Here is a 24,191-nt window from a genome sequence, read left to right as displayed (position 1 = left end):
CATTCGGTTTTTTGGTTTATTGCTTTCAGCACAATTACCGTATCATTTTGGAAGCCCTTCTGTCAAGACGCCAGGCCCTTTTCAGTCATAAGTATTCGTTAATGGATCATTCATTTTTTTAATAGTGCCTCACATTCTTCCTGAAGCTTCTTCTCCTGTTTCCTGTAAAGAAGCTTCTCACTGCAGACAAAATAAGGATTGCAGCCATATTCCCTGATAAAAGCTGCCGCATGACTGTTTCTGGTCAGCCCTGTAACAAAAAGAATCATCTCCTGTCCATCCCCGAAGCAATCCGTCATAAACGAAAAAGCCCGTTCCAGTTCCTGGCTGATCCGTCCTGCACAGTCTTTACGCTTCTCTGCCATTTCTGCAAACAGCTCTTTGATCCGGTCAAAACCAGCCTCCACATCTGTCATATGTTCTTTTCGCAAAATAAGGCTGAATTTTTCCAGTGTACGGATCACAAACGCTTCCTGGCTTTCCTGTTCTTCTGAAAGAAGTTCCGCCTCCAGACGTACTGCAAGGCTTTTTTTCTTCACATCTATGAATTCATCTAATGCAGATATATCCCTACTGTCACTGAGAAATGTTTTCAGATGCAGAAGCTCCTGATACACCATCTCAGTCTCTCTGTCAGTTTTTTCATAGATAAGAAGATTTCCGTTCAGCCCGTCAAGAAGAAGTCCTGTTACAAGAAAACGCTCCTCAAAGGAAGCTTCCTGAGCCATTTTTTCCCGCTGTATCCTCTCATCCTCCTGCATTGTCCCGGAAAGCATCCGATCCAGTCCATAGTCCGTTCCGTACTTACGATACAGCTGATAACCGGCAAAAAAGCTCCTCGCGATCTCATCTCTGCAAAGATATTCACTGATCAGATTCTCCGTGATCTCAACGCCCAGTTCCTCATAAGCTTTCAAAATCTCCGAAAGATCCTCCCAGCCTCGTGCTGTCACAAAAAACTTCCCGTCTGCTGTATTCTCCACTGAATAAAAATGCTCTTTTTTCATGCTGAGATAAGAAAGAATCGCACCATGTATCCCTTTTTTCCAGGCATATTCCATCCACACATCAAGATCAGCCTCTATATCCATCCTGCGAACACGGTCCAGTGTCACAATATCAAATTCCCGGACTGATTTATTATATTCCGGCGGATTTCCGGCTGCTGCGATCAGCCATCCTTCCGGTACGCTGTGGCTTCCAAATGTCTTATTCTGAAGAAACTGCAGCATCGTAGGTGCAAGAGTCTCTGATACACAGTTGATCTCATCAATAAACAGAATTCCTTCTTTTTTTCCTGTGCGCTCCATACAGTCGTATACAGAAGCAATGATCTCACTCAAAGTATATTCCGTAATCCCTGTTTCTTTTCCGTTATAGCAGCGGGTCACGATTCTTGGAAGTCCTACTGCACTCTGCCTTGTATGGTGGGTGATAGTGTAAGCCACAAGACCCACATTACATTCCTCTGCCACCTGCTCCATAATTGCTGTTTTTCCGATTCCAGGAGGCCCCATAAGCAGAACAGGACGCTGTCTCAGTTTTGGAAATGTATAATGTCCGCGGGAATCTTTTTTGTTGTATGCAAGTAAGGTGTGTTTGATCTCTTCTTTTGCTTCTTTTATATTCATGGTCTGTGGCGCACTCCTTCCTGCTCTGCCACAAGGCGGATCGCCCATGGCGGAACAAGTTCCATTTTTTCTGTTTTATGCAAAAATACAAAAGCAGTCTCATAATCGGGCTTGCTGCCCGGATAGATTCCATCTCCGTCAGTGAAATAAATCAGTGCCTTGAGACGCCGGATTTCTTTTTTCTCCTGCTGCTCCTTCACATATCTAAACACAGGCCTAAAATCAGTTCCTCCACGCCCCTGGATCGTGATATCCCGGCTGTATTCCTTCCATTCATCCTCAGAGTGGATGACTTTTACGTCCTGGATGCAGCAGTCGCACTGAATGAGATACACTTTCATCTTATGGAAAAAATTCTCTTTTTCACTGAGGATAGAATAGGTTTCTCCAAGGAATCTCCGCACGGTTTCCCCGTCACAGGAACCAGATGTATCAATGGCGATCACCAGCTCCTCAAGCCGGTTCACTTCCTTATATTCCAGTGGTTCGATCAGGGGAAGGTTCCCGTAATGTTCCATTCCGTAATTGTAAAAAATATAATCAAAGCTCTCTGTGTCCAGTTCCACTTCCTCCCGCAGTACGGAAAACTGCCGGAGAAATTTTTTATAATCATATTTTCCTGACTTTACAGAGCCTGCCGCCTCCTGCCGGTTCCCTTGCCGGGTTCCTCTTCTTTTCCTGTGATCCTGCCTGTTTGCAGCCGTGTAAGAAAGCAGCCTGTTCCATTTCTCTCTGGTCTTTTTCCCCTGTTCTCCTGTACAATGGTCCCATAGAGTATGATCGTCAAAATGAAAGGCTTCTTCCATTTCTTCTAACCGGAATGAAAAAGCTTCTTCTTTCAGTTTCCTGCAGATCTTCTCTGCTGAATCTGCCTGTCCGCCCAGTCTCTGAAGAACCTTTCTCCTCACTTCATTCTCCGGAATTTTTAATGAATGGATCTTCTCCCTGGTGATAATCTGCTCTACTGCGATATCACAGGCCAGATTCCACATCCTTTTATCCTCCTGGTTTTCCCTGAAAATATGAAGATACAGACAGTGGAGCAGCATATGCAGGTATCCTCTTCGCACTGCTTCCGGATTTTTCACATAAAGCTCCAGAAGATATTCCGGCGAAAAAAGAAAGTCTTCTCCATTTGTACCGATAGTTCTCGTCTGGTCAGAAGCTTTCCCCGAAATGCAGGCAAAAGCCCCATCCAGATACGGAAAATGGTAGTACAGTTCGTTCCTGGTATTTTCCAGGATATGTATTCCTAATTCTTCCTGCTCCCGCTCCAAAGACGCCCCTTCCTTTCATTCCGATATCCGCATTTGCTAAGTAGTAACTCCACGCCGGATAACAGTTTCGCAGTTTACTTTTTTCTCTTACAATTCAAATTTCTTCTCTTTAAATCCGTATTTTTCTTTCTTCAAATGCAGCAATCCCATCAACGCTGCAGGTCGCCGCCATTCCTCCGCCAGCTGCAGAAACACTTCCAGTTCCCGTTCTCCGAACCATTCATTCTCATAAAGCTTCTCTATCTTTTCCCAGTCATCTTCCAGGATCAGGCGTTCCACAGCCGGACGTATCCGTTTCTTCAGATAGGCACCATATTCTTCACGTTCCTCATCTGTTACTTCTTCTGCCAAAAAATATCCCCGTAAAGCAACTGCCAGCCGCAGCGGCTCCTGTTTGGTGCTTCCGAACTTCCGGTAAAGATGAAATGCCTCTGTGACGGCATCCTCATTCTCTGCCCGCATCTCAAGAGCATTCGCAGCGACTTCCACATCTTTCTGAAAACGGCTGAGTTCTGTCATAGTAATCCCTCCTGTCCGATGTCTGTTTATACCATTCCGAAAAATATTTTTGTATGACATTATCATATCACGGACAGACTTGTTTGAAAATTATTTTTTTCAGATTCCCTTCTTATAAAGAATAAATGAATAGATCATCGGCATAAAAACTGCCATCAGGACAACCACCAGGACAACTTCTGTTTTCAGGAGCATCGAATTGATAAGAAAAAGTACGCCCGACACGATCAGTACCCATCCTGCCATGCGGTGGGTGCGGTTCCAGTTTTCCTCACTGTGTAAAGTCCAGGGAAGCTTTATTCCCACTGTATAATTCTGCTTTACCTTATGAGTATAATTTCCAAGTACGATAAACATAATGCCTACCATAATGTTCACGACCATCCCTATGTCAATATCCATTCCCAGAGCCAGTGCATAGATCGACATGCAGGTGATCACGGAAACCATCGGGACCAGCCACAGGATCATGTTGAAAATACGTCTGTTGATATTTTTTCTCTTGGGATCATTTGCTGTAGCAATCACACAAAGCAGATGCACCAGCAAAAGCAGAAACGGAATTCCAAAGACCGCCTCCGGCTTGCTGCTCCAGCCGTTTGCCAGGTTATGCTGGTCAAAATGCGTCGCGATCTTCTCAGGCAGCCGGTTCCACAGAACGATTCCGGCCAGAGACGGCGATATTGTGAGGATACTGCCTGCGATCAGAGACATTTTATACTCTTTCATAAATTCTCTTTTTTCTTCACCCTTCATCATTATTTCCTCCTTTCAGATCACTGAGCCACAGAAGCAGTTCCTCCACAACTGTAGTATTCAGTTCATAATACACAAAATTCTTCACCTTCGTCTCCCACACCAGATCAGCTTTCTTCAATATCTTTAAATGATAAGATATTGTCGCTCCTGTCATATCAAAATACCCGCCGATCTCCCCGGCCGACATTTTCCCCTTCTTCAAAAGCTGCAGGATCTCTCTCCGTACAGGGTCAGAAAGTGCCTTGAAGGTATCAGCAAACGCCATATGCTTTCCTCCTTCTTAATTGATATTTAGAAATATTTCTAAATAGAATATAGCATTCTTATATTTTATCGTCAATAGTTATTTAGATTTTTTTCTAAATAGTTGTATTTGTCATAACCCTGAATTTCCCCTGCCGAAAAAAATGAGGATACCGACCATCGCCCCTGCGACTTTACGATATCCTCATTCATGATTGAGCAACCATATTCTGTTTTCCCCTCTGTAAAACTACCTCATACAAAAATCAAGACTGGATGTAATCTCCGGCGCAAGCTCCGGCACATGTGCGCAGAAATCCATTTCTCTTCCAAGGCCAATAGATGCAACTCCAAGAATCGATTTTCCGTTTACTGTTCTGTATCCTCTTTTCAGATCCACTGCAAACGGAAAATGCTCCGTCACATCGAGAAAACGGTTCACTTCATCCATGGTCTCAAACTGTACTTTTCTTACTGTCATTGGTTTTTCACCCCTTTTCTCTATCTTTACTACTATTTTACTATGAAATCTCCGCTTGTATAGAGTAAATTTTTAAGAAAAAAGGTGTAAATTTTAGATGTTATCTTCTCCCATTTCTGTTACAATATAAAAAAACAACACCCAGGAGGTATCAAAATGTCAAAAAAGAACCTTATCGCAGGACAATCCGGCGGACCAACCGCAGCGATCAACAGCAGTCTTTACGGTGTGGTATCTGAAGCACTTAAACATACAGAAGAAATCGACCACGTTTACGGCATGGTCAACGGCATCGAGGGATTTTTAAACGGTACTGTCCTTGATTTCCAGGAAGCACTTCCAGGAGAAAAGCTTCAGGCACTTACCTGGACACCAGGTGCATACCTTGGTTCCTGCCGCTACAAACTTCCGGAATCTCTGGAGGATCCGGTTTATCCTGAACTCTTCCGTAAATTCGAGGAGATGAATATTGGCTGGTTCTTTTATATCGGAGGCAATGATTCCATGGATACTGTCAGCAAGCTTTCCCGCTATGCCCAAAAGATCGGCAGCGACATCCGTATCCTTGGTGAGCCTAAGACCATTGACAATGACCTTGTAAACACAGATCACACCCCAGGTTTTGGAAGTGCTGCCCGCTACGTAGCCTCCACAGTAAGAGAAATCACCCTGGATGCCTGTGTCTATGAGAAAAAATCTGTCACCATCATCGAAATTATGGGACGTCACGCTGGCTGGCTCACCGGTGCAGCAGCTCTGGCCCGGAAATATACAGGCGACAACCCTCTCCTTATTTACCTTCCGGAAACTGATTTCGATGTAGAAGAATTTCTCCGGAAAGTCAGTGCTTCTTTCGAAAAAAACTGCAATGTTGTTGTCTGTGTATCCGAGGGAATCCACGATAAAGACGGTACTTTCATCTGCGAATACGACAATGCGGCAGGTACTGATGCTTTCGGCCACAAAATGCTTGCAGGCTGCGGCAAATACCTGGAGAATCTTGTCCGCAGCCGTCTTGGCGTCAAAGCCCGCTCTGTAGAGCTTAATGTAAGCCAGCGCTGCTCCGCATCCATGCTCTCCGAAACCGACCAGCAGGAAGCAATCCTTGCCGGTGAATTCGGCGTGCAGGCAGCCCTGAACGGCGAAACAGGAAAGATGATTGCTTTCAAACGTCAGAGCGATGCGCCATACTCCATGAAATGTACCCTTGAAGATGTAAATGCCATCTGCAACGAAGAAAAAACAGTCCCTGTAGAATGGATCACAGCCGATGGCTCCGATGTCACAGAAGATTTCATCCGTTATGCCCGTCCGCTGCTCCGGGGAACTGTGGAAATACCGGTTGGTGAAGATGGACTGCCGGCGTTTGTGTACCGGAAATAATTTTTACAGTTTTCTCAATTATACATTAAAAATACATCGGGAATCTCTCAGTAATTCCCGATGTATTTTCTTAATTGCCATATATTTTAATTGTACTTCTCAGCTATATACAAATTCTATTGCTGTTTTCTCAGTGACCAGGTTCTTTCTTTTTATTTTTTACTGCGGTATGCTTCTGCTTCCCAGTGTGTGATAAAATATGTGATCTCATCTGTCATCTGCAGCGGGCCGCCAAAACTTTCCGCATATACAGCAAGCTTAATCGCATCTTTTACCAGAAGCTGAGCTTTCTCTGCCTTTCCCTTATCATCTTCCATGATAAATGCGCCAACACCCTGTACCAGGATCAGTCTTGGCTCTTTATCATTCTCTGCCATAAATGCATCCAGAGCATTTTTTGCCTCATCAATATTTTCCACAAATAACGGATACGGTCCGCAATATACGATATGATCCGGTGTGAATGGTTTCAGAAGCGGTGCTGCCGCTGTTTTATCTTTTACAAAATTGTCAGCTTCTGCTGCCGGTACAACTTCTACAGTATGTCCAAGCAGCCGGGAAAGCTTCTGTGCTGCCTGCTCTTTCTCAGATGTAACCGCATCACTTACATCCGCAGTTCTCTTTACCTGCTTTTCCAGCTTACTGATAACATCGTTAAATAACACACCGATTTCTTCTACTGTATTCGCAGCAACAAAAATTCCGTGATTCTGGAGCAGGAGAACCTGAACATCTTTTCCAGATTCTTCTTTATAAGCATTCATTTTTTCAAAACAGATCCGGGCAAGTGTATATCCAGGCTTGCAGATATCGATCCAGAGCACCTCTTTTCCAAGAAGCTCTTGGCAAAGTGCCTGCGCTCCCTTTCCGCATGTCAGTCCGTTAATAAGTGTCGGATGAACATGCAGTACATAAGTATATGCAAATAAATTGTGCAGCAGAGCTTCCACGCTGGGACGTTTTGTTTTATCATCATCTGTCACTGCTGCCATTACATCTGCGAGATACAAAGATTCACGCTCCACATCATTGTCCGGATATTCTGTCTTCATGATCTCATTCAGACGTGCTCTGTCCATCTTAACAAATTCTTCTGCCCTGATGGTTGCGAGCTGTGTACCGGAACCTTTTACATACAGTGTGGTATCATCTTTTACAGAAGTATTTCCTCCGCCCGCCAGCACATAAGCCGGATTACTTCCATAAGTATTTGACATTTTTACCAAAGTTGAAAGATCCATAAGTAAAATTCCTCCCTGTTGTATGATCATATAGTTTTTCTATATGTTTATAGTACACGATAAAAGGTAATTTATCTATATGAATATTTTTTCCAAAATTAGTACATTAGTATCCTTTTGTTATCTCATGTCAGCAGTTCAAACGTATGATACAGATCCACCCTTCCATACCCCCACTCCGGGTTTGGATACTGCATGTTTTCCTCTCTTCTTGCCCCTCTCTGCAGATAATATTTCACGCTGCTTCCTGTAAAAAACGGCTGGTTATTCCGTATGATGGCCCATTCAAACAGCAAAGCCGCAATACCGGCAGTCTGGGCGGCAGAGATGCTGGTTCCGGAGCGGATTCCGAAGCCACCTCGCACCAGAGGGACTTTCACGTTTACGCCCGGAGCAGCCAGGTGCGGCGTTACCATTCCGTTTGGTGTATATCCCCTCCCTGCTGCTATATAGATGCTCCCGTCCCTGTGCTGATATGCAGTAGCTGTAATGCTGTTTCTGGCATCGCCCGGTGCAGTTACTGTTGTATAAGGGGACGGTTCCAGGAAATAGGTATCCTGTAAGATCAGCCCCTCCACCGGAAGCCACATATGGAACTGTACGTTCTGTTTGTTTTTTCCCTGGGTAAAAATCTTCCAGATTCCGGAGGCCGGATGAAAAAAACGGATATACACCAGCGAATATCCGGTCTGACGCTCGATCAGAATATAATTTACATATACCTTTGTCTCCACAAAAACAAAAGACAGTTCCTGGGTTCTGGAACCGATGGAACTGCTTACTTCCAGTATCTCTCCGGTAGGTGACTGAATGGAAAGTTCGTAGATTTCCGGCGGCTCGCCCCAGAATTCCATGGTAAATCCCTGCTCACGCTCTGCAACCCGTAATTCTGTCACAATCTTTTCCCTTTCCTGCGAAAAAATCCCTGTGCTGTGGTTTCTGGTATTCCCTTCATTTCCTGCTGCCACAGACACTGAAACCTGAGAAAAGTTTGCCACATAATCCACATACTGGCTTAACGCATTAGTTCCCAGATGAGCACCCTGGCTGCTGCCGATACCTACGCAGATCGAAAGAGGCACTCCCAGTTCTTTTGCCAGGCGGATAGCAAATGCAATGGCCATCATTACATCATCTTCCTGAAAAACTTCCGCCTCCGGAGGATAAAGATAAAAGTTTCGCAGATATTGTTTGGCTGGTTTTACTTTTATAATGATAAGGGTTGCCTCTGGCGCTGCTCCTGTGAAATTTTCTCCCTGAACCATATTTCCGGCAGCAATGCCTGCCAGCGCCGTACCGTGGCCGTTGGTATCCCGGGACGGCACGATGGAAAACGGATTCTCGGAATCCAGTGCCAGATCAATATCCCTTTTTCGGAACAACCTGCCATATGGAACTTTTGCAGCTCCCATATCAGATTCTTCTTCCAGCGACTGATCCCATAAATAAGCGATCCTGGAACCGCCCGCATTTTGAAACACTTCATTCTGATAATCAATCCCCGAATCGATCACAGCCACAGCAGTTCCTTTTCCTCTCAGCTTAAGATAAGGATGGTCATGCAGTCTGGTGATTCCCGATGCACCGGCCGCCTCCATATCCATATATGTATAGCATTTCGGAATGGAATTGTAGGATGTCCCGGTTATTTCCAGTTCGCCTGTATTTTCCAGCGGTACATAAAGAATTCCGAAAATTTCATTGACCGCCTGAAAAGTCGTTCCCGGAAAAAGCTCCATGGTATTTTCCACATTTTGCATATATTTGACGATAAAATCCCCGAAGTGCTCACTCTGTGCCGGATTTTCCGGCTGCACTCCGGGGATCTCATTCTCCTCGGTTTTCATATCAAATTCGAAATCTTCTCTTCCAAACATGGTAGTCCTGCTTTCGCCTTTTTCATAGAGTATGCAAAAACAGGCTGTCCATATTCCTGACTTAAGTGTTTTTCTTTCAACACCCTCAAAACTACCCTCGTATATTGTCCAGCTACACTCCTGCTTCGTTTCCTGCTGTTCTTCTGCTCACCAGTATCATCATCACAACACCCGCAATCCCGGTAAAAATACTGATAAACTGGGAAGTTGATAAAACTCCAACACTTCCCCTGATAATATCGCCTCTGAAAAATTCAATGATAAAACGTCCCACACTGTAAAATATCAGATAACAGGCAGTCACCTGACCGTCTGATTTTTTGTTCCGGGCAATCATCACAAGCAGAAAAAAATGCAGAAAATCCAGCCCACTGGAATAAAGCTGTGCAGGGATCAGAGCCACATGATTCGGAGCATAAGCTGACTCCTGAAAAGTTACGGACAAAATCCCTTCCGTCTCCTTTCCATAGCAGCATCCGGCCAGAAAACAGCCGATACGTCCAAATCCCTGCGCCAGTGCTACAGACGGCAAAATCACATCTGCATACTTAAAAAAGGTCAGTTTTTTGATCCGGCAATACAACCATCCGGTAAAAATCCCTCCAATAATACCTCCAAATACCACAAATCCTGAACTCAATGTCTCCATCATAAATCCCGGATCTTCTGCAATTGATTTCCACTCGGTGATCCAGAACAGGATTTTTGCTGCAAAAAAACCTCCAAGCAAGCACCACAGGATCATTGGAAAAATCTGGTCACTGTCAAGGCTCTGTTTCCTGGCTCTGTACTCAGCTGTCAGACAACCTGCAACAATTCCGATAGCGATCATCAGACCATATCCATACACTGTAAATGGTCCGATGGTAAGAAGTTCATTTTTCATCTGTCTCCTCCTGAAGTCTCATTTTCAGCTGCATGCCGAAAAAATTCCCACAATCGTGCATTCGCATAATCATTTAATGCACTGTTTCCGGTCCCGGCAGCATCACACTCTCCGCAGATATCCACACCCAGAATTCCCGGAAATAAACACAAATCTGTCACCGTCAAATCACTGCACGCAGCTCCATCTTTCTGCGTATCCTCACGCACAGCATCCAGTTGCTCAATATCTGCATTTTCCGATCCCGTACTCAATATATCCCCTGCTTTACATCTGGAAACAGCACACTCCAGACACCGTACCATAGTCTCCAACCGCATATCCCCCTGACTCCAGTTGGTGTCCGCATCTTCCGGACAGAGCACATCCTTATCAATGGAAATATAAAGAGGTTTTTTCCCAGTCTGTTCTTTTACAAAATCCAGAATTTCCATAAGTTCCATCCCACGAAGTTTTTCCCTGCTTAAAAACTCCACTTTTTTCTGGATTTCCGGTTCCACTCTGGAAAAAGCTTCCTCATCCGGCCCTATCAAAATTACTTTCTGAAGCAGCGGAAGTTCCATGACGGAATCATAGATCCATCCACCGCAGGAAAGCAGACCGCCAAAAGCAGGTGGCTGCATATCCGTGTGATTGTCAAAAACCAGCAGATCAAATGGCTCCGAGATCTTTTCCAGCCAGATCCTTGTCATATAATGATAATTGCCGGAATCAATAAAATGGATCTCTCCGTAAGAATAGGGTGCAATACGGCTGCGTATCTCATTCATCGCCTCCTCATCACAGTAACAGTTGGTTCCGGGAATGTCCCGGGCCTCCACCCAGGATGCTTCTTTTCCCTTCCAGAACTGCTGCTCCTCATATATTCCGGAAAAATCCATAATCAATGTCTTTAAATATTTATCTGTTTTTTTCATGTGCACATCTTACCACGGAATATAAGATCATGCAAGCGAAGGATCAATCCTTCCACTCCTCCAGTTCTTCCTCATCTGAATTATTCAGAAACTCTTTCAGGCTGCCTGTTTCTGCCTGATCCTTACCGACATCCCAGAGTTTCATCTCTGCACTCTGCGGTTCATTTTCCCATCGGGTGTTCTGAAATTTACCTGATGTTTCTGATGAACCAATTCCATCTGTTACTGCATCTTTCGAAGTCAGGGGCTCATCATCATATATATTTTCAGGCTCATCTTCACTTTGTTCCTGAGAATCTGCTTTCTCAGCTGACACAACTGCTGCATTTTCTGCCACTTCGTCGCTCACATCATCTGCAGCATTCTTCTTTTTCCTTCCCAAAAACTTACGTCCGGATTTCTTTGTTTTCTCCGATCCGGCCGGTGTTTCCGCCCATTCAGCTATAGTCTCCTCATGAGTCTCCGCAGCATCCTGCGGTTCATTCTCCTTCCGGGAAAAAGTTTCTCCCGGTGCTGTACTGTCACCACTCTCCCCCTCAGGATCACCATTCTCCGCTGTGGCCTTCTTCGCAATTTTCCGAAAACCCAACTTCATAACAATAAACAATATAATATCCACAACTCCGTCACAGACCAGCACCCATCCGGAAAAGATCAGTAAAGTCATGATCTTCGGAAATCTTCCGAACAGGATCACGATTCCAAGTGCAATAAAGATCAGGCTTCCGATCAGCAGCGCACTCCAGGATTTCTGTCCGCCTTTTTTCAGAAGAAATGCTCCCTTGAATTTCCATAGACTGTCCACAAGTACAAAAGCTCCCAGCATCCATGGAAGCAGTTTGATCACGATCGATGGTGTCATAAAAAGGAATACACCGAGTACAAAAACAACCACGCCACTTAAAAGATCCATGATCGTGGCAGAAACCTTTCCCCGTATGTAAATATAGATATGATAAATACCAACCCCGATAAGGATCAGTCCGAATACAACCTTGCAGATCACATCTACAGTCTGCGTTGGGATCAGTATCAGGCAAAGTCCCAGCAGCACATAGAATACTGAGGAGATGATCTCGCCTTTCAGAATATTGTTGATTTTTTCTCCCATTTTTAAACCTCCTCGTCCGTTATTCAAACAGTATAGCTCTTTTCCATCGGTCAGTCCACCCTAAAAGTCTGAAAATATCATTTTTCTGATAAAGTTTTCCTTCACCTGCTGTACAGAAAACATTGCGAAACAATTTTCCATGATATAAAAAGCAGCCCGGAGATTTCTACTCTGAAACAGCATTTCTCCGGGCTTGACTTTATTACTTATGTTTTTTCTTTTTGGTCATCAAACCGCCAATACGTCCGGTTTCTTTTGCCGAAAGGCTTTTCCATCCATCCTTCAGCACCTTATCCAGTACGCCCATCTCATCGGCGATCTCATACTTCAGTTTCTCCGCCTTGGAAAGTGTTCCTTCCAGAAAAGCTTTCACTTCTTTCTCCTTGTTCATATCCACACTCCTCATCTTTTTTATGGAGTATGGACAGATTTCAGAAAAATTATGCAGTCATTAAAAAATCCTCATTATTATCTGCCATCCGGAATAATGATCGCAGCAATAATATAGGCCAGGATTCCTGCTCCGCCCATAAAAGTGATGATCACCCACACCAGACGCACCAGTGTCGGATCGATATCAAAATACTCTGCAATTCCGCCACAGACACCACATAACATACGGTTCACTGATGATTTGTAAAGTCTCTTATTGCTCATAATAAAATCCTCCTTTATAAAACTCATTTCCAATAGATCATTCACATTATGCTCTGCTGTCTATTCATGAACACAATTGTTTCCCGATCATTCATCTTCAAAATCAACGTTCACGTCACCCATTCCACACTCCAGTTTCACACTCTTTCCTGCACCTGGGTTGGAGATCGTCCTGCTGCCGGAAGTCAGTGCTGTTTCCTGCTCACCATCTACTTCCAGGTTTCCAAGTCCACATTTCAGCTCATAATTATAATCTGTATCTTTGCCAGTCAGCGAGATATCCATGTTTCCCATGCCGCAGTTACCATTTAACTTCTCCGTGGTAAGTTCCTCAATTTCCGCATTTCCCACACCAACGGAAATATCTGTCTGTTTCACCTCAAGACTTCCGTCATTGGAAAAAGTACCTGCCCCGATATCAACACTCAGCTGCTCTGTCTTAAAATCTCCATTGATCTCAACAGTTCCTGCACCTATTTTTAAAGTCACACTCTGAAATTCTTTTTTCGCCGGCAAAGAAATCTCAATGGAACTGCTTTTCAGCCTTCTGCTGCTCTCAATTTTCAGGCAGCCGTTATCATTACTGATCTGGACATGTTTCTGATCGCTTCCAGGCGCATCTACCTGTATCGTATCTTTACTCCAGGTTTTCACCACGATTTCCTCATACTTCAGATTACAGGAAAGATCTGTCACAGCAGAAGCTTCGTATGTTTTAACACAACCGGAACTGTCAAGATCATCCGATACCACGCCCTTCTCATTTACCGCATTTTCGGCCGCTGTAAGCATCGCTTCGTCATTGTCCCATGTATTATCATCTGTCACCGAATGCACCTGAAAAATCCCCAGGACCCGCTTCAGTCCGTTATCCAGGACACCGACATCTCCCATTGTCGCTCCCATGGCAGCACCGCCGGCCGTAAGTCCCAGTCCAAGCACACCAAAAACCACAGCCATAATAAGGATTACTTTCAGAAAACGCTTCATGCCTTTCCCTCCTTCCTTCCATTTATGATATTGCTGCAAAATCCTGTAAATTTCCTCAGGATAGCCGGAAGCATCTTACCTCCAAACCATACAGTCAGTGCCAGAAACAGAAGTCCCAGTGCCATCATCAGGCAGCCCACACCAATGGTAAGGATTCCTGCCGGCGGCATGGATACTGTAAGCGGAATTCCAATGATGACACACATAACAGCCGCGATCACAAGTACCACTGATCCTGCGCCTACAAAAAATGTCAGAAGAAACGGAAGCAATGCCAGTGTCACGATCACACCAACTGCCCCGCCAAACACCCCTTTGATAAGAGGTGCCACAAAAGCAAGAACGATCAGTGCCAGGATGATCCCCGGCTTGTTCTGTTTCTTCTCCGCATGATAACCACGTTCCGCGCGGTTCTCCCTTCTGCCTCTGTTATAGCCGGAATTATTATTTCCAGAATCGCTGTTCCCAGAAATTTTTCCCTGAACAGTGATCTCTGTGTATTTATCAGGCATATCGCCTTCTTCGGAAACTCTGGTATCCTGATATCCATTCTCAGTATATTCTCCGTAATCGCTGCCATTCTCCTGAAGATCAGCCTTGATGATCGCGGCAACTTTCCCCGGATTTCCCAGTTCGCGTATCACCTCTCCTTCATTCTCCGGCCCTGCATCATCAAAATATCCTTCATAATATTCCAGTGCTTCCTGTCTCTCTGCCTCTGAAATATCGGAAAGCAGCCTCTCAAGCTGTTCCATAAACTGCTTCCTGTCCATAATCAAACTCCCTCCTCAAACATCCTGGTAATCTTGGACGAATAAATTTCCCATTCGGTTCTGTAAAGATTCAACTGCGCTGCTCCCTTGTCTGTCAGCTTATAATACTTCCGGTTCCTGCCTGCATATTCCATATTGTAGGCTTCCAGACATTCATCCTTCTGAAGTCTCCGAAGAACCGGATACAGCGTGGATTCTGAAACCTCCAGAACACTCCGCACATCCTGGGTGATCTTATACCCGTAAGTACCGTCCTTCTCTCTGGAAATAACGGCCAGGACAATTGCATCCAGAAGTGCTGCTCCTGTATTAAATACCATTTGCTCACCTCTCTATAACCACTAAAACGGACATTCACATTCCGCTCTATTACATGCCGATAAACGCGATCACCTTACAATTCTGCATTCACATAATGAGTCATGTAATATTGTTTTATGAATAATACTATATATCGTATAATATAGTTTTGTCAATAGTATTTAGAAAAATCCCATCATCCTTTATAATATTTGTTACTGATCACTCAGTTCTCAGCAACACGCTTCGCGATGCACAGAATTTATGCTTGCCGCATAAATTCGCGCGACATGTCTCGGGTTTTCTGTGACCTTCGTTCACAAAAAACACCTCGCGGGATATTACCAGTGAACAGTAACTAATATTTTCAGTTGCCTGATCACTTTTACACTCAAAAACTGTTCGCACATTTGATCAGATCAGTTAAGTCTACTTTCGGACTACCCAAAACTATGATTCGCATAAGACTTACTTACATAAGCCTGATATTGATATTATGGAGGAAAATATGACAGATTCAGATAAAATAAAGACATTACCGCTCCCATTTCTGGAGCGTATGAAAGAAATGCTTGGAGATGACTACAACACTTTTCTGCAAAGCTATGAGAATCCTCGTACTTACGGTCTCCGGATAAATACAGCCAAACTTTCCTGCCAGGATTTTGAAAAACTTTCCCCCTTTGAGATCCGACCGATCCCGTGGATCTCCAACGGATATTTCTACGATGAGGAAAGCCGACCGGCACGCTGCGCCTACTATCAGGCCGGACTTTATTATCTCCAGGAACCAAGTGCCATGACCCCTGCATCCAGACTTCCCGTTGAACCGGGAGATTTCGTCCTGGATCTCTGTGCAGCTCCCGGAGGAAAAGCCACTGCACTTGGTGCAGCTTTAAATGATACGGGCTTTCTGCTTGCCAATGATATCAGCACTTCCAGAGCAAGAGCCCTTCTTAGAAATCTGGAGCTCTTTGGCATCAAAAACATGCTTGTTACTGATGAAAAACCTGCCAGGCTTGCACAGCGTTTTCCAGCCTTCTTCAATAAAATTCTTCTGGACGCCCCATGCTCCGGTGAAGGCATGTTCCGAAAAGAAGAAGCCCTTGCCCGTGACTGGACTCCTGAGAAATCTGCTGAACTTTCCGATATACAGAAAGACCTGATCCTGAAAGCTGCTGATATGCTCCGCCCAGGCGGAATGATGCTGTACTCCACCTGTACCTTCTCTCCGTGTGAGGATGAGGAAGTGGTCGCTCATCTTCTTCAGGAAAGACCAGATATGGAGCTAATGGAAATGCCCGGATATGAAGGATTCTCCGAAGGACGGCCGGAACTTATCAGCACACCGATTTCCCCTGAAGCTTTCGACCCGTCCTCCCTTCGAAAATGCGTCCGCATCTTTCCACACAAGATGGACGGTGAAGGTCATTTCCTTGCCCTTTTCCACAAAAAAGGCGACTCCCTTCCTCCAGTTTTCCGCCCTGCCGGAAAAGGTCCTGACAAAAACACCCGGAAATGGCTGGAGGAATTTTTTGCAGAAATCGATCTTCATACTCTTGGAGGACAGGAATTTGACTGGAACCGCGTGGAAATCCGCAAGGACAAGGTTTACTATCAGCTTCCATTCCCACTGGATCTCCGGGGTATCTCTTTTCTCAGAAACGGCCTCTATCTGGGCGATCTGAAAAAGAACCGTTTTGAGCCATCACAGCCCCTGGCACTGGCACTTCACAAAGAAGATATTGAGGCTACGATCTCCCTGTCTGTTTCTGATGAGCGCATCACCCGCTATCTCAAAGGTGAGACCCTTAACATCGAACCAGAAGAAGCAGCCCACAAAAAAGGCTGGCATCTTCTCTGCGCAGACGGCTATCCGATCGGTTTCGGCAAACTTGTAAACGGAATCCTGAAAAACAAATATCCTGCGGGCTGGAGAGTATAAGTGCTCCGCCGCAGGATATCTGCTCATATCAATATAGAATTTCATTTTCAGGTCAGAAGCTGAACATTTCCGTAAAGTCTCTGACCTTTTTTCCTGTAGCTGGATACTCTCAATTCGCAATCACTGTTCATCACTGCATAATTCTCAGCATAAGATTTCTTTTCCCAAAGCAAATGAATAAATATATCTTTCCTTCACCTTCCGTCCGGTCATCCTCTCAAGTGCCTCAGCATAGTCTTCCAGCTGCACATGATACCGTTCGATCAGCTTCTGTTCTTCACCGCGGCGCACAAAGTCCGTTTTATAGTCCACCAGAACAATCTCCTCATCTTCAATGAAATATGCGTCAATAATTCCCTGTACCAGAACACTTTCCCCACACTGCCATTCCGGTTCCAGCTCTGAGGCTTTCCTTGCAATCACAAAAGGCTGTTCCCTGAAAAGCTGCCGGTTCAAAGCAGCCGCTTTCGTCCGCTGTCCCAAAGCCGTCTCCAGAAAATGCCAGATATCACGTATCCGTACAGATTCCGCTTCTTTCTCTTCCATCTTTTTCAGATCAAACCATTCTTTCAGCTGTTCCCGGATCATGTCCTGGTTCTCTGTCCTTCGATAATCCAGACATTCCATTACACGGTGATAAGCAGTTCCACGCAGCGCACCTGTATAAGCTTCCTCTTTTTTCTCCTCGATAAACCTTGGAACAAGCGGCGTGATTTCCTCTTCCTGCTCATAATCCACTGTCTCTTCCAGATCCTGTTCGCTGTGGTAGCTTCTCTTTTTCAGTTCAGACACACTGATCTTCACAGGCAGATCTTTCAGATAGTCATACTCATACTGAAAAGAAAAACGTCTCTCAATCTCCTCCCGAATCTCACTGTCATAGACAATTCCCGGATTCCAGTTCTCAAGAGCAGCTTTTTTCATCTCTTTTTCTGCCTGCTCCACAACCTCATCCTCTACAAGATCTGCTGCTGTGATCTTCTCCACAACAAACTCCGATTCATCTCCATAAAGAGGATTCATTCGGTTCATAAACAGTCCGTACTCCTGAAACAGACCGGACATGCAGCGGTGTCTTGCAAGTGCAGGAAGCACATAATTCCAGTAAGTTTTTCCGCGCATACGCATGCCAAGAGAAAGCAGTTCTTCTTTATTATCCCTTAAAACGGACAGTGATGTAATCTCATTTTCAAGATCACCGATGGTTCCACAGAGGATCAGCTTCTCCTTTGCTCTTGTCAATGCCACATAAAGCACCCGGAGTTCCTCCCCAAGGCTCTCCTTCAGAAGCTCCCTGCGGATGATTTGCTTGCAAAGTGAGGACGCAATGATCCTCTTATCCGGCAGAATGGCATCTGCACCAATTCCCAGATCCGGATGGATCAGAATACTTGCATTCATATCACGGAAATTAAATCTCTTGCCCATTCCTGCTGCAAACACTACCGGAAATTCCAGTCCTTTACTCTTATGGATTGTCATGATCTGCACTGCACTTTCCCCTGCGCCGGAAAGATTCACCTCACCATAATCCACCTGATACTGCTGCAGCTTCTCAATATATCTGACAAAATTGAAAAGTCCACGGTAGCTTGTCTTCTCATACTCCATTGCCTTTTCCACCAGCATGTTCAGGTTCGCGCTTCTCTGTACACCATCCGGCATAGCTTTTGCATAATTGCCATATCCGGTACGCTCAAGAGCTTCCAGAATCAGCTGATGCACCGGCGTATAAGCGGACATATCACGAAGCGCATTCATATTTTCCATAAAACGGGACAGTTTTTCTCCCAGGATTTTTTTCTTTTCTCCAACAATCTTATGCTCCCGGTAATCCTCCACAAAAGACTTTACACATTCATAGATCATTCCCTCCGGACAGGCAATGCGGATCTCCGCCAGCTCTTCCGTAGTGCATCCTGCCATCGGTGAACGAAGCACACCGGTAAACGGGATATCCTGCAGCGGATTATCCAGGATACGAAGATAATTCAGAAGCGTCACCACCTCAGTAGTGGAAAAATATCCTGTCCTGGATGCCGTGTAAGAAGGAATCCCCCTTGAAGACAGCACCTCCCCAAAAGTTTCAGCCCAGCCTGTGGCCGAACGAAGCAGTATCACAATATCTCCATACCGCAAAGGCCGGTACTCCCCTGTTTCCTTATCCAGCACCTTCTCTGTTCCCACCATGGAACGTATTTTCCCTGCAATTGCCAGAGCTTCCAGCTCCCGTTCATTCTCCGGCCCTTCCTCATCTTCCAGTACCGGACTGTCCTTCTCCACAAGAAGCACCTCTGTCTTCACAAAGTCAGGATTCTGTCCTTCCGGAAAAGAAGCCCCCGGATAAAGAGCTGCCGCTTCATCGTAATCGATTCCTCCCAGATCCGATCCCATGATCTGCCGGAAAATAAAGTTTACACCGGAAAGTACTTCCGTACGGCTTCGGAAATTTTTATGAAGGTCGATCCTCTGCTCCCGGCTGTCTGCAAGAGAATAATTTTTATATTTCTCCATAAAAAGCTCCGGCCGTGCCAGGCGGAAGCGGTAAATACTCTGCTTCACATCTCCTACCATAAAGATATTTTTTCTCTCATTGACCCAGCCGGAAACATTCTGCATCAGGATTTCCTGGACAAGGTTGCTGTCCTGATATTCATCCAGCAATACCTCATCATATTTCTCCGACAATTCCCTTGCAGCCTGGCTTGGCGTATAGGTATCTCCTTCTTTTTTCAAAAGGATCTCAAGGGCAAAATGCTCCATATCAGAAAAATCCAAGACATTTTTTTCCCGCTTCTTCTCACTGAACCGCCCTGCAAAATCCTTCGTCAGCTGAACCAGCATCTCAAGAGGCTCTGCTGAGGCAAGTGTCAGTTCTGTCAGTTCGTCAAATGTACACTGAAAATACCTGTCGCCCAGATCCTTCAAAATATCCTTTTCGTCCTCCCTGATATCCTTCACAAGACTTTTCAGCTGATCTGAAACTCCTTCCATCTTCTTCGTGGAAAGCCTGGCAAACTTAAGATTCTGAAGATACTGTGCCATTTCATCATAGTCCTGTTTAACGGACAGTTCCCGGAGCTGCCGGATCAGGATAAGATCATTTTTCAGTGCATCCAGATACAGTTCCGGACCTTCTGTTTCCCCGCAGATCTCCATGGCACTCTCCGTAAGCTCCTCTGCTTCTTTCAATGCGCTGTCCACGATCTCCCACAGATAATGAAACCATGGTGTCCCTGCAATTCCCTTCTCCGGATCCAGATGATAATTCTCCACGCAGCCATCCAGCCATTCTTCAGGCCATGGATTACTCATGGAAGCATTGTAAAGATCCAGTACGTGCTCCTTCAACCCTTCGTCGGATTTCCCGGAAGCATAACATTCCACAAAAGCTGTGAATTTCTCATCACTCTCTGCATAATAATCCTCAAAAAGTTCCTTCAGAACATCCTCCTGAAGAAGCTTCAGCTCTCCTTCATCTGCAGTCCGATATCCCGGATCCAGGCCGATGAGATGAAAATAATTGCGGATCACATAAGAACAGAACCCATCAATAGTAGTGATCTGCGCCGTGTGGATCAGCATCATCTGCCTTTGCAGATGTTCATTATCCGGATCTTCTGCCAGTGCCGTGTCCAGAGCCCTCTCAATACGCTCCCTCATCTCTCCTGCAGCAGCCCTTGTAAAAGTCATGATCAGAAGCCTGTCAATATCTACCGGCTTTAAAGGATCCAAGATCTTACTTAAGATTCTCTGCACCAGAACTGCTGTCTTACCGGAACCGGCTGCTGCACTGACCAGAATGTTTCTGTCGCGAAGCGTGATGACTTTCTGCTGTTCTTCTGTCCATTTCATTGCCATTTATTCATCCTCCTTCACGATCTTTTTCCACAGATCATTCTCTGAGAAAGACGGCAGTCTGTGGAACTCATATCCGGGTATCTTTCTGTCAAATCCGCATACTGTACTGTACGGACAGTAGGTGCAGGCATTCTTTTTTCCAAGCTCATAAGGTTCCACTGCCGCATTTCCATCCAGGATCGATTCCCGGATATCACAGATTTTCTGACGAACATATGCACCCAGCGCATCAAACTGCTTCCTGGATGCAACAGAAGAACGCCTGCTGAAGTTTCCGTCCTTATTAACGGACACCGGAATTGATGACAGTGTATTATCAATACGCAAACTTACATCATCATCTGCCTGCACCAGACCATTCATCTTCAGCTTTTTCAGCATCTGATCACTGACACTTTCCACATCTGCATGGATCTTTTCCTGGATCATAGGATCTTTCACATTGTAGTAAAAGACACCGGCCGGAACGATCTCCTTATCCGGATATTTCTTCTGTTCCACCTGCAAGGCTCCGTCCAGATAGATCATCAGCTGCAGCTGAAGGCCATGATACAAAGCCAGGAGATCAAAGGATGTGTTTCCCGTCTTATAGTCGATCACCTTCACATATACACGGTTCTTTTCCGCATCTTCCATGATATCCACACGGTCGATCCTTCCTCCGCCGAAGATCACTTCAAATCCCTCCGGCCGGAAATCCCCGTGTTTCAGCTGTTCCTGCAAAGCCCACACAGTTCGCCGCAGTATTCGCCTTGTCCGCTCAATCATATATTCATTTCTTGCACTGCTTTTGAGAACTGTATTCCCATAATCTGCAGACACCTGATCCAGGCAGCTGTCAATCAGCTGATTACGTTCTTCTTCTGTAAGCTCTGCCCAGTCCAGTCCCTCTTTTCGTACTTCAACTGCAAACCGTTCCAGAGCCATGTGCATGACATTTCCCATATCCATAGCCCTGAATTCATACTCAGCACGCTCTGTCACCTTCAGTCCATACTGAAGAAAATGCGCAAAAGCACAGGCAGCATATCGTTCCAGCCGTGTGGCACTGTACGGTGAGATCTCCCCGTACAGAATCCCTGCTACAGCTTTTCCGATCTGGTCAGAAGGTTTCTGTGTAAATGCGGCTTTTACAAGCTTCTCCACTACTGTCCGATATTGAGGACTCTCAATGTACCAGCTGTAAAGTTCCTGGAACACAGGATTCTCTCTGTAATCCTCACCTGCAAGTCCTCTTAACAAATAATCCAGACTGATACCCGGAAGCTCCAGAAGCTCCATCGGCTCCTGTTCTTCGGAACACTGCTCCACTTCCATCTCAGGAAACATATCCCGGATATTGTTGATCAGAAAAGCCGGTCCCAGTGCTTTTCCCTGACTGTCAGACTGACAAAAAGACAGGCAGAGAAGTTCCCTTGGCTTGGTCATATTCAGATACAGATAAAAGCGCTGCATGTTCATCAGTTCTTTCGGCCCCGGTGCCAGCTGGATCCCCTGATTCTGAAAAAATTCCCTGTCAAGCTCTGTAAGTATTCCTCCACCTGCTGTATTCTTTGGAATATTTCCTTCATTTACCCCTACAAAAAACAAAGCCCGTATATCCTTCAGTCGTGTTCGCTCCATATCACCAACAAGAACCTGATCCATACTTGGCGGGATCAGAGCTACTTTTGCCTGGGTAAGACCTGTTTCCAGCAGCTGTCGGAAATCCTGCCTGCTTACCACCTCTTCCCCAATAATCTCCACCATACTGTCCAGAAGCTCCATGACAATACCGTAGATCTGAGCATATTCCTTCTCCATGGCCTTATCTCCCTGGTCACGGAATTTCTTCTCCCTGGCTTTCAGCTTCTGCTGTACCTTACTTTTTACGGCAAACTCATAAAGGATCGTACAGTACTCCCTCACAGTCTTTCTGCCACCTTTGAAATTTAAGGCAAGCTCTCTTGTCTCCTCTGCAAACCGCTCCCGGATCTCATTCAGTTCCTGGATACTCTCTGCAGGCATTCCCCTGTAAATTCGCACCCATTTTTCATCCCATCTCTTAAATCCCCGGATACCAAGTGCCAGCACATAATTCTCCAGAAGATCAGCCTCTTCTCTTGTGACACAGGACATACCACATCTGAGATACCGGAACACACTCTCATAGGAAAAATCCTGGACAGCCATCTCAAGAGCCGCACGAAAATATTCCACAAAAGGATTCATCAGTACTGTATGTTTCTCATCTATGAAATACGGAATTCCCGCCTCTCTGAACACCTGTCCGGCAAGGCTTCCGTACTCCTCCAGGTTTCCGGTGATCACTGCGATCTCACCATAGCGGCAACCCTTTTCCCGGACAAGCCTTGCGATCCTCCTTGCAGTCTCCTTCATCTCCGCAAGTGGACTCACTGCGGAAAATATGCAGATCTCATCCTGCTTCTGCTTATATACATTCTTTCTGTAACGGAAGATATTTTTTTCCAGAAATTTGAGGGCTGGAGCCTGGGCAAAACGCGATCTTTTTACGTTATTCAGCAGAACCGGATCCTCAATATCCCTGGTAAGCTCTGAGAGCCCGTGGATCATCTGCCGGCTCATATAAAAAAGCTGGTACGGCTTCCCCCTCAGGGCAAGATTCTCTGCTGCGTCCATGGTGACTGTCACCATCACTTTCTCACAGACAGAGAGCAGTTCTCCCACTACCCGCATCTGAATCGGCGTAAAACCGGTATAGCCATCCAGAAGCAGCACACTGTTCTTCATTCTCTCAGAAAAAGGCAGGGCCTTCTCAAGGGCATCCATCACCTCTTCCCCTGTCATATAATGATTCTTCAGATATCCGGTAAAAGCCTGATAAAGAACAGATACATCCTTAAGCTTCATCTGCAGCAATGTCCGGTCAGCAGAATCCTCTATCATCTCCTCAATGTCACTGTCCTTAATATCGTACTGCATAAACTCGGACAGAATGGATTTCACCTCATCCAGATATCCTGCCTTGCGCATCTGTCCGCCAAGATAAGAGAGATCTTTGCCATGCTGCTGGACCATTTTCTGAAGCACCATGCTCTTGCCAGTCTCCTCCAGAAGTGCACGGCTGTCGCCTCCAACCTCCTCCAGGACACGGTAAGCCAGACGCTCAAAACTTAATATATCAATATTCAGGATTCCTTTCCCCGGACTCATCTCCACCAGCGTCTTCTGAGTCTGCATGGTAAACTGCTCCGGTACGATCACATAATAAAGCCTGTCCGGATGCAGTCCGGCCTGTTCTATGATATTCTGATATGCGTAACAGGATTTCCCGCTTCCTGAACTTCCTATAATAAACTGTAATGACATGTATCTCCTC

General features: G+C 45.4%; 20 protein-coding genes. 2 read left to right on the top strand and 18 right to left on the bottom strand.

Features of this window, described 5'->3' with window-relative positions; all coding sequences use genetic code 11:
• Nucleotides 1-110 precede the first annotated feature (110 nt).
• From AC04Q4_RS17005 to AC04Q4_RS16980, 6 genes are all read right to left on the bottom strand, one after another.
• Nucleotides 111-1,631 carry an ATP-binding protein gene (locus tag AC04Q4_RS17005; RefSeq protein WP_173737474.1) on the bottom strand — a complete coding sequence of 507 codons (1,521 nt, stop codon included), beginning with the start codon at nt 1,629-1,631 and terminating at the stop codon, nt 111-113.
• Complete coding sequence (locus AC04Q4_RS17000) at nt 1,628-2,908, bottom strand: vWA domain-containing protein (protein WP_178775152.1); 1,281 nt, start codon at nt 2,906-2,908, stop codon at nt 1,628-1,630. The genes AC04Q4_RS17005 and AC04Q4_RS17000 overlap by 4 nt, the downstream gene beginning before the upstream one ends.
• A gap of 87 nt (nt 2,909-2,995) precedes the next feature.
• On the bottom strand, nt 2,996-3,427 hold the full coding sequence (locus AC04Q4_RS16995; RefSeq protein WP_173737472.1) for a hypothetical protein: 432 nt from the start codon (nt 3,425-3,427) through the stop codon (nt 2,996-2,998).
• Between the two features lie 99 nt (nt 3,428-3,526).
• Nucleotides 3,527-4,186 carry an SdpI family protein gene (locus AC04Q4_RS16990; protein WP_330604273.1) on the bottom strand — a complete coding sequence of 220 codons (660 nt, stop codon included), beginning with the start codon at nt 4,184-4,186 and terminating at the stop codon, nt 3,527-3,529.
• Nucleotides 4,173-4,451, bottom strand: coding sequence for an autorepressor SdpR family transcription factor (locus AC04Q4_RS16985; RefSeq protein ID WP_476389359.1), 279 nt, complete (start codon nt 4,449-4,451; stop codon nt 4,173-4,175). The genes AC04Q4_RS16990 and AC04Q4_RS16985 overlap by 14 nt, the downstream gene beginning before the upstream one ends.
• A gap of 228 nt (nt 4,452-4,679) precedes the next feature.
• Nucleotides 4,680-4,910, bottom strand: a complete 231-nt coding sequence (locus AC04Q4_RS16980; protein WP_173737470.1) for a hypothetical protein — start codon at nt 4,908-4,910, stop codon at nt 4,680-4,682.
• 156 nt (nt 4,911-5,066) lie between these two features.
• Between AC04Q4_RS16980 and AC04Q4_RS16975 the strand changes: the two genes are divergently transcribed.
• On the top strand, nt 5,067-6,293 hold the full coding sequence (locus AC04Q4_RS16975) for a diphosphate--fructose-6-phosphate 1-phosphotransferase (protein ID WP_476389358.1): 1,227 nt from the start codon (nt 5,067-5,069) through the stop codon (nt 6,291-6,293).
• A gap of 152 nt (nt 6,294-6,445) precedes the next feature.
• On the opposite strand, the gene AC04Q4_RS16970 is transcribed toward AC04Q4_RS16975, so the two are convergent.
• The 10 genes from AC04Q4_RS16970 to AC04Q4_RS16925 form a co-directional block, all read right to left on the bottom strand.
• A complete protein-coding gene (locus AC04Q4_RS16970; protein WP_173737468.1) occupies nt 6,446-7,534 on the bottom strand; it encodes a class II aldolase/adducin family protein in 1,089 nt (362 codons plus the stop codon).
• A gap of 125 nt (nt 7,535-7,659) precedes the next feature.
• Complete coding sequence (locus AC04Q4_RS16965) at nt 7,660-9,411, bottom strand: S8 family serine peptidase (RefSeq protein WP_476389357.1); 1,752 nt, start codon at nt 9,409-9,411, stop codon at nt 7,660-7,662.
• Between the two features lie 112 nt (nt 9,412-9,523).
• Nucleotides 9,524-10,297, bottom strand: a complete 774-nt coding sequence (locus AC04Q4_RS16960) for a prolipoprotein diacylglyceryl transferase (protein ID WP_178809832.1) — start codon at nt 10,295-10,297, stop codon at nt 9,524-9,526.
• Complete coding sequence (locus AC04Q4_RS16955; RefSeq protein ID WP_476389356.1) at nt 10,294-11,214, bottom strand: arginase family protein; 921 nt, start codon at nt 11,212-11,214, stop codon at nt 10,294-10,296. Before AC04Q4_RS16955 ends, AC04Q4_RS16960 begins: the two co-directional genes overlap by 4 nt.
• 43 nt (nt 11,215-11,257) lie before the next feature.
• Nucleotides 11,258-12,325 (bottom strand): DUF308 domain-containing protein, encoded by a 1,068-nt coding sequence (locus AC04Q4_RS16950; RefSeq protein WP_476389355.1) that lies wholly within the window; start codon nt 12,323-12,325, stop codon nt 11,258-11,260.
• 202 nt (nt 12,326-12,527) lie between these two features.
• Nucleotides 12,528-12,716: an alpha/beta-type small acid-soluble spore protein gene (locus AC04Q4_RS16945; RefSeq protein ID WP_119239056.1), complete on the bottom strand. Its 189-nt coding sequence runs from the start codon at nt 12,714-12,716 to the stop codon at nt 12,528-12,530.
• Nucleotides 12,717-12,793: 77 nt separating this feature from the next.
• Nucleotides 12,794-12,982, bottom strand: a complete 189-nt coding sequence (locus AC04Q4_RS16940) for a PspC domain-containing protein (protein ID WP_119239055.1) — start codon at nt 12,980-12,982, stop codon at nt 12,794-12,796.
• 87 nt (nt 12,983-13,069) lie between these two features.
• The gene (locus AC04Q4_RS16935; protein ID WP_476389354.1) at nt 13,070-13,972 is read right to left on the bottom strand and encodes a DUF4097 family beta strand repeat-containing protein; all 903 of its coding nucleotides are present in this window, start codon (nt 13,970-13,972) and stop codon (nt 13,070-13,072) included.
• The gene (locus AC04Q4_RS16930; protein ID WP_476389353.1) at nt 13,969-14,745 is read right to left on the bottom strand and encodes an HAAS signaling domain-containing protein; all 777 of its coding nucleotides are present in this window, start codon (nt 14,743-14,745) and stop codon (nt 13,969-13,971) included. Before AC04Q4_RS16930 ends, AC04Q4_RS16935 begins: the two co-directional genes overlap by 4 nt.
• Nucleotides 14,746-14,747: 2 nt before the next feature.
• Nucleotides 14,748-15,065: a PadR family transcriptional regulator gene (locus tag AC04Q4_RS16925; protein ID WP_119239052.1), complete on the bottom strand. Its 318-nt coding sequence runs from the start codon at nt 15,063-15,065 to the stop codon at nt 14,748-14,750.
• Between the two features lie 488 nt (nt 15,066-15,553).
• Between AC04Q4_RS16925 and AC04Q4_RS16920 the strand changes: the two genes are divergently transcribed.
• On the top strand, nt 15,554-16,990 hold the full coding sequence (locus tag AC04Q4_RS16920; RefSeq protein WP_173755983.1) for an RsmF rRNA methyltransferase first C-terminal domain-containing protein: 1,437 nt from the start codon (nt 15,554-15,556) through the stop codon (nt 16,988-16,990).
• A 144-nt stretch (nt 16,991-17,134) separates the two neighbouring features.
• Here AC04Q4_RS16920 and addA read toward each other — a convergent pair whose 3' ends face one another.
• Together addA and addB are read right to left on the bottom strand one after the other, a co-directional pair.
• Complete coding sequence (addA, locus tag AC04Q4_RS16915; RefSeq protein ID WP_173755982.1) at nt 17,135-20,851, bottom strand: helicase-exonuclease AddAB subunit AddA; 3,717 nt, start codon at nt 20,849-20,851, stop codon at nt 17,135-17,137.
• Entirely contained in the window at nt 20,852-24,181 is a 3,330-nt protein-coding gene (gene addB / locus AC04Q4_RS16910) for a helicase-exonuclease AddAB subunit AddB (protein WP_476389352.1), read from the bottom strand.
• Nucleotides 24,182-24,191: the final 10 nt, after the last annotated feature.

The sequence above is a fragment of the Blautia sp. HA8986 genome (genome assembly GCF_056504635.1).
The sequence above is the reverse complement of the archived record's forward strand: the minus strand, read 5'-3'. Positions and strand labels throughout refer to the sequence as shown.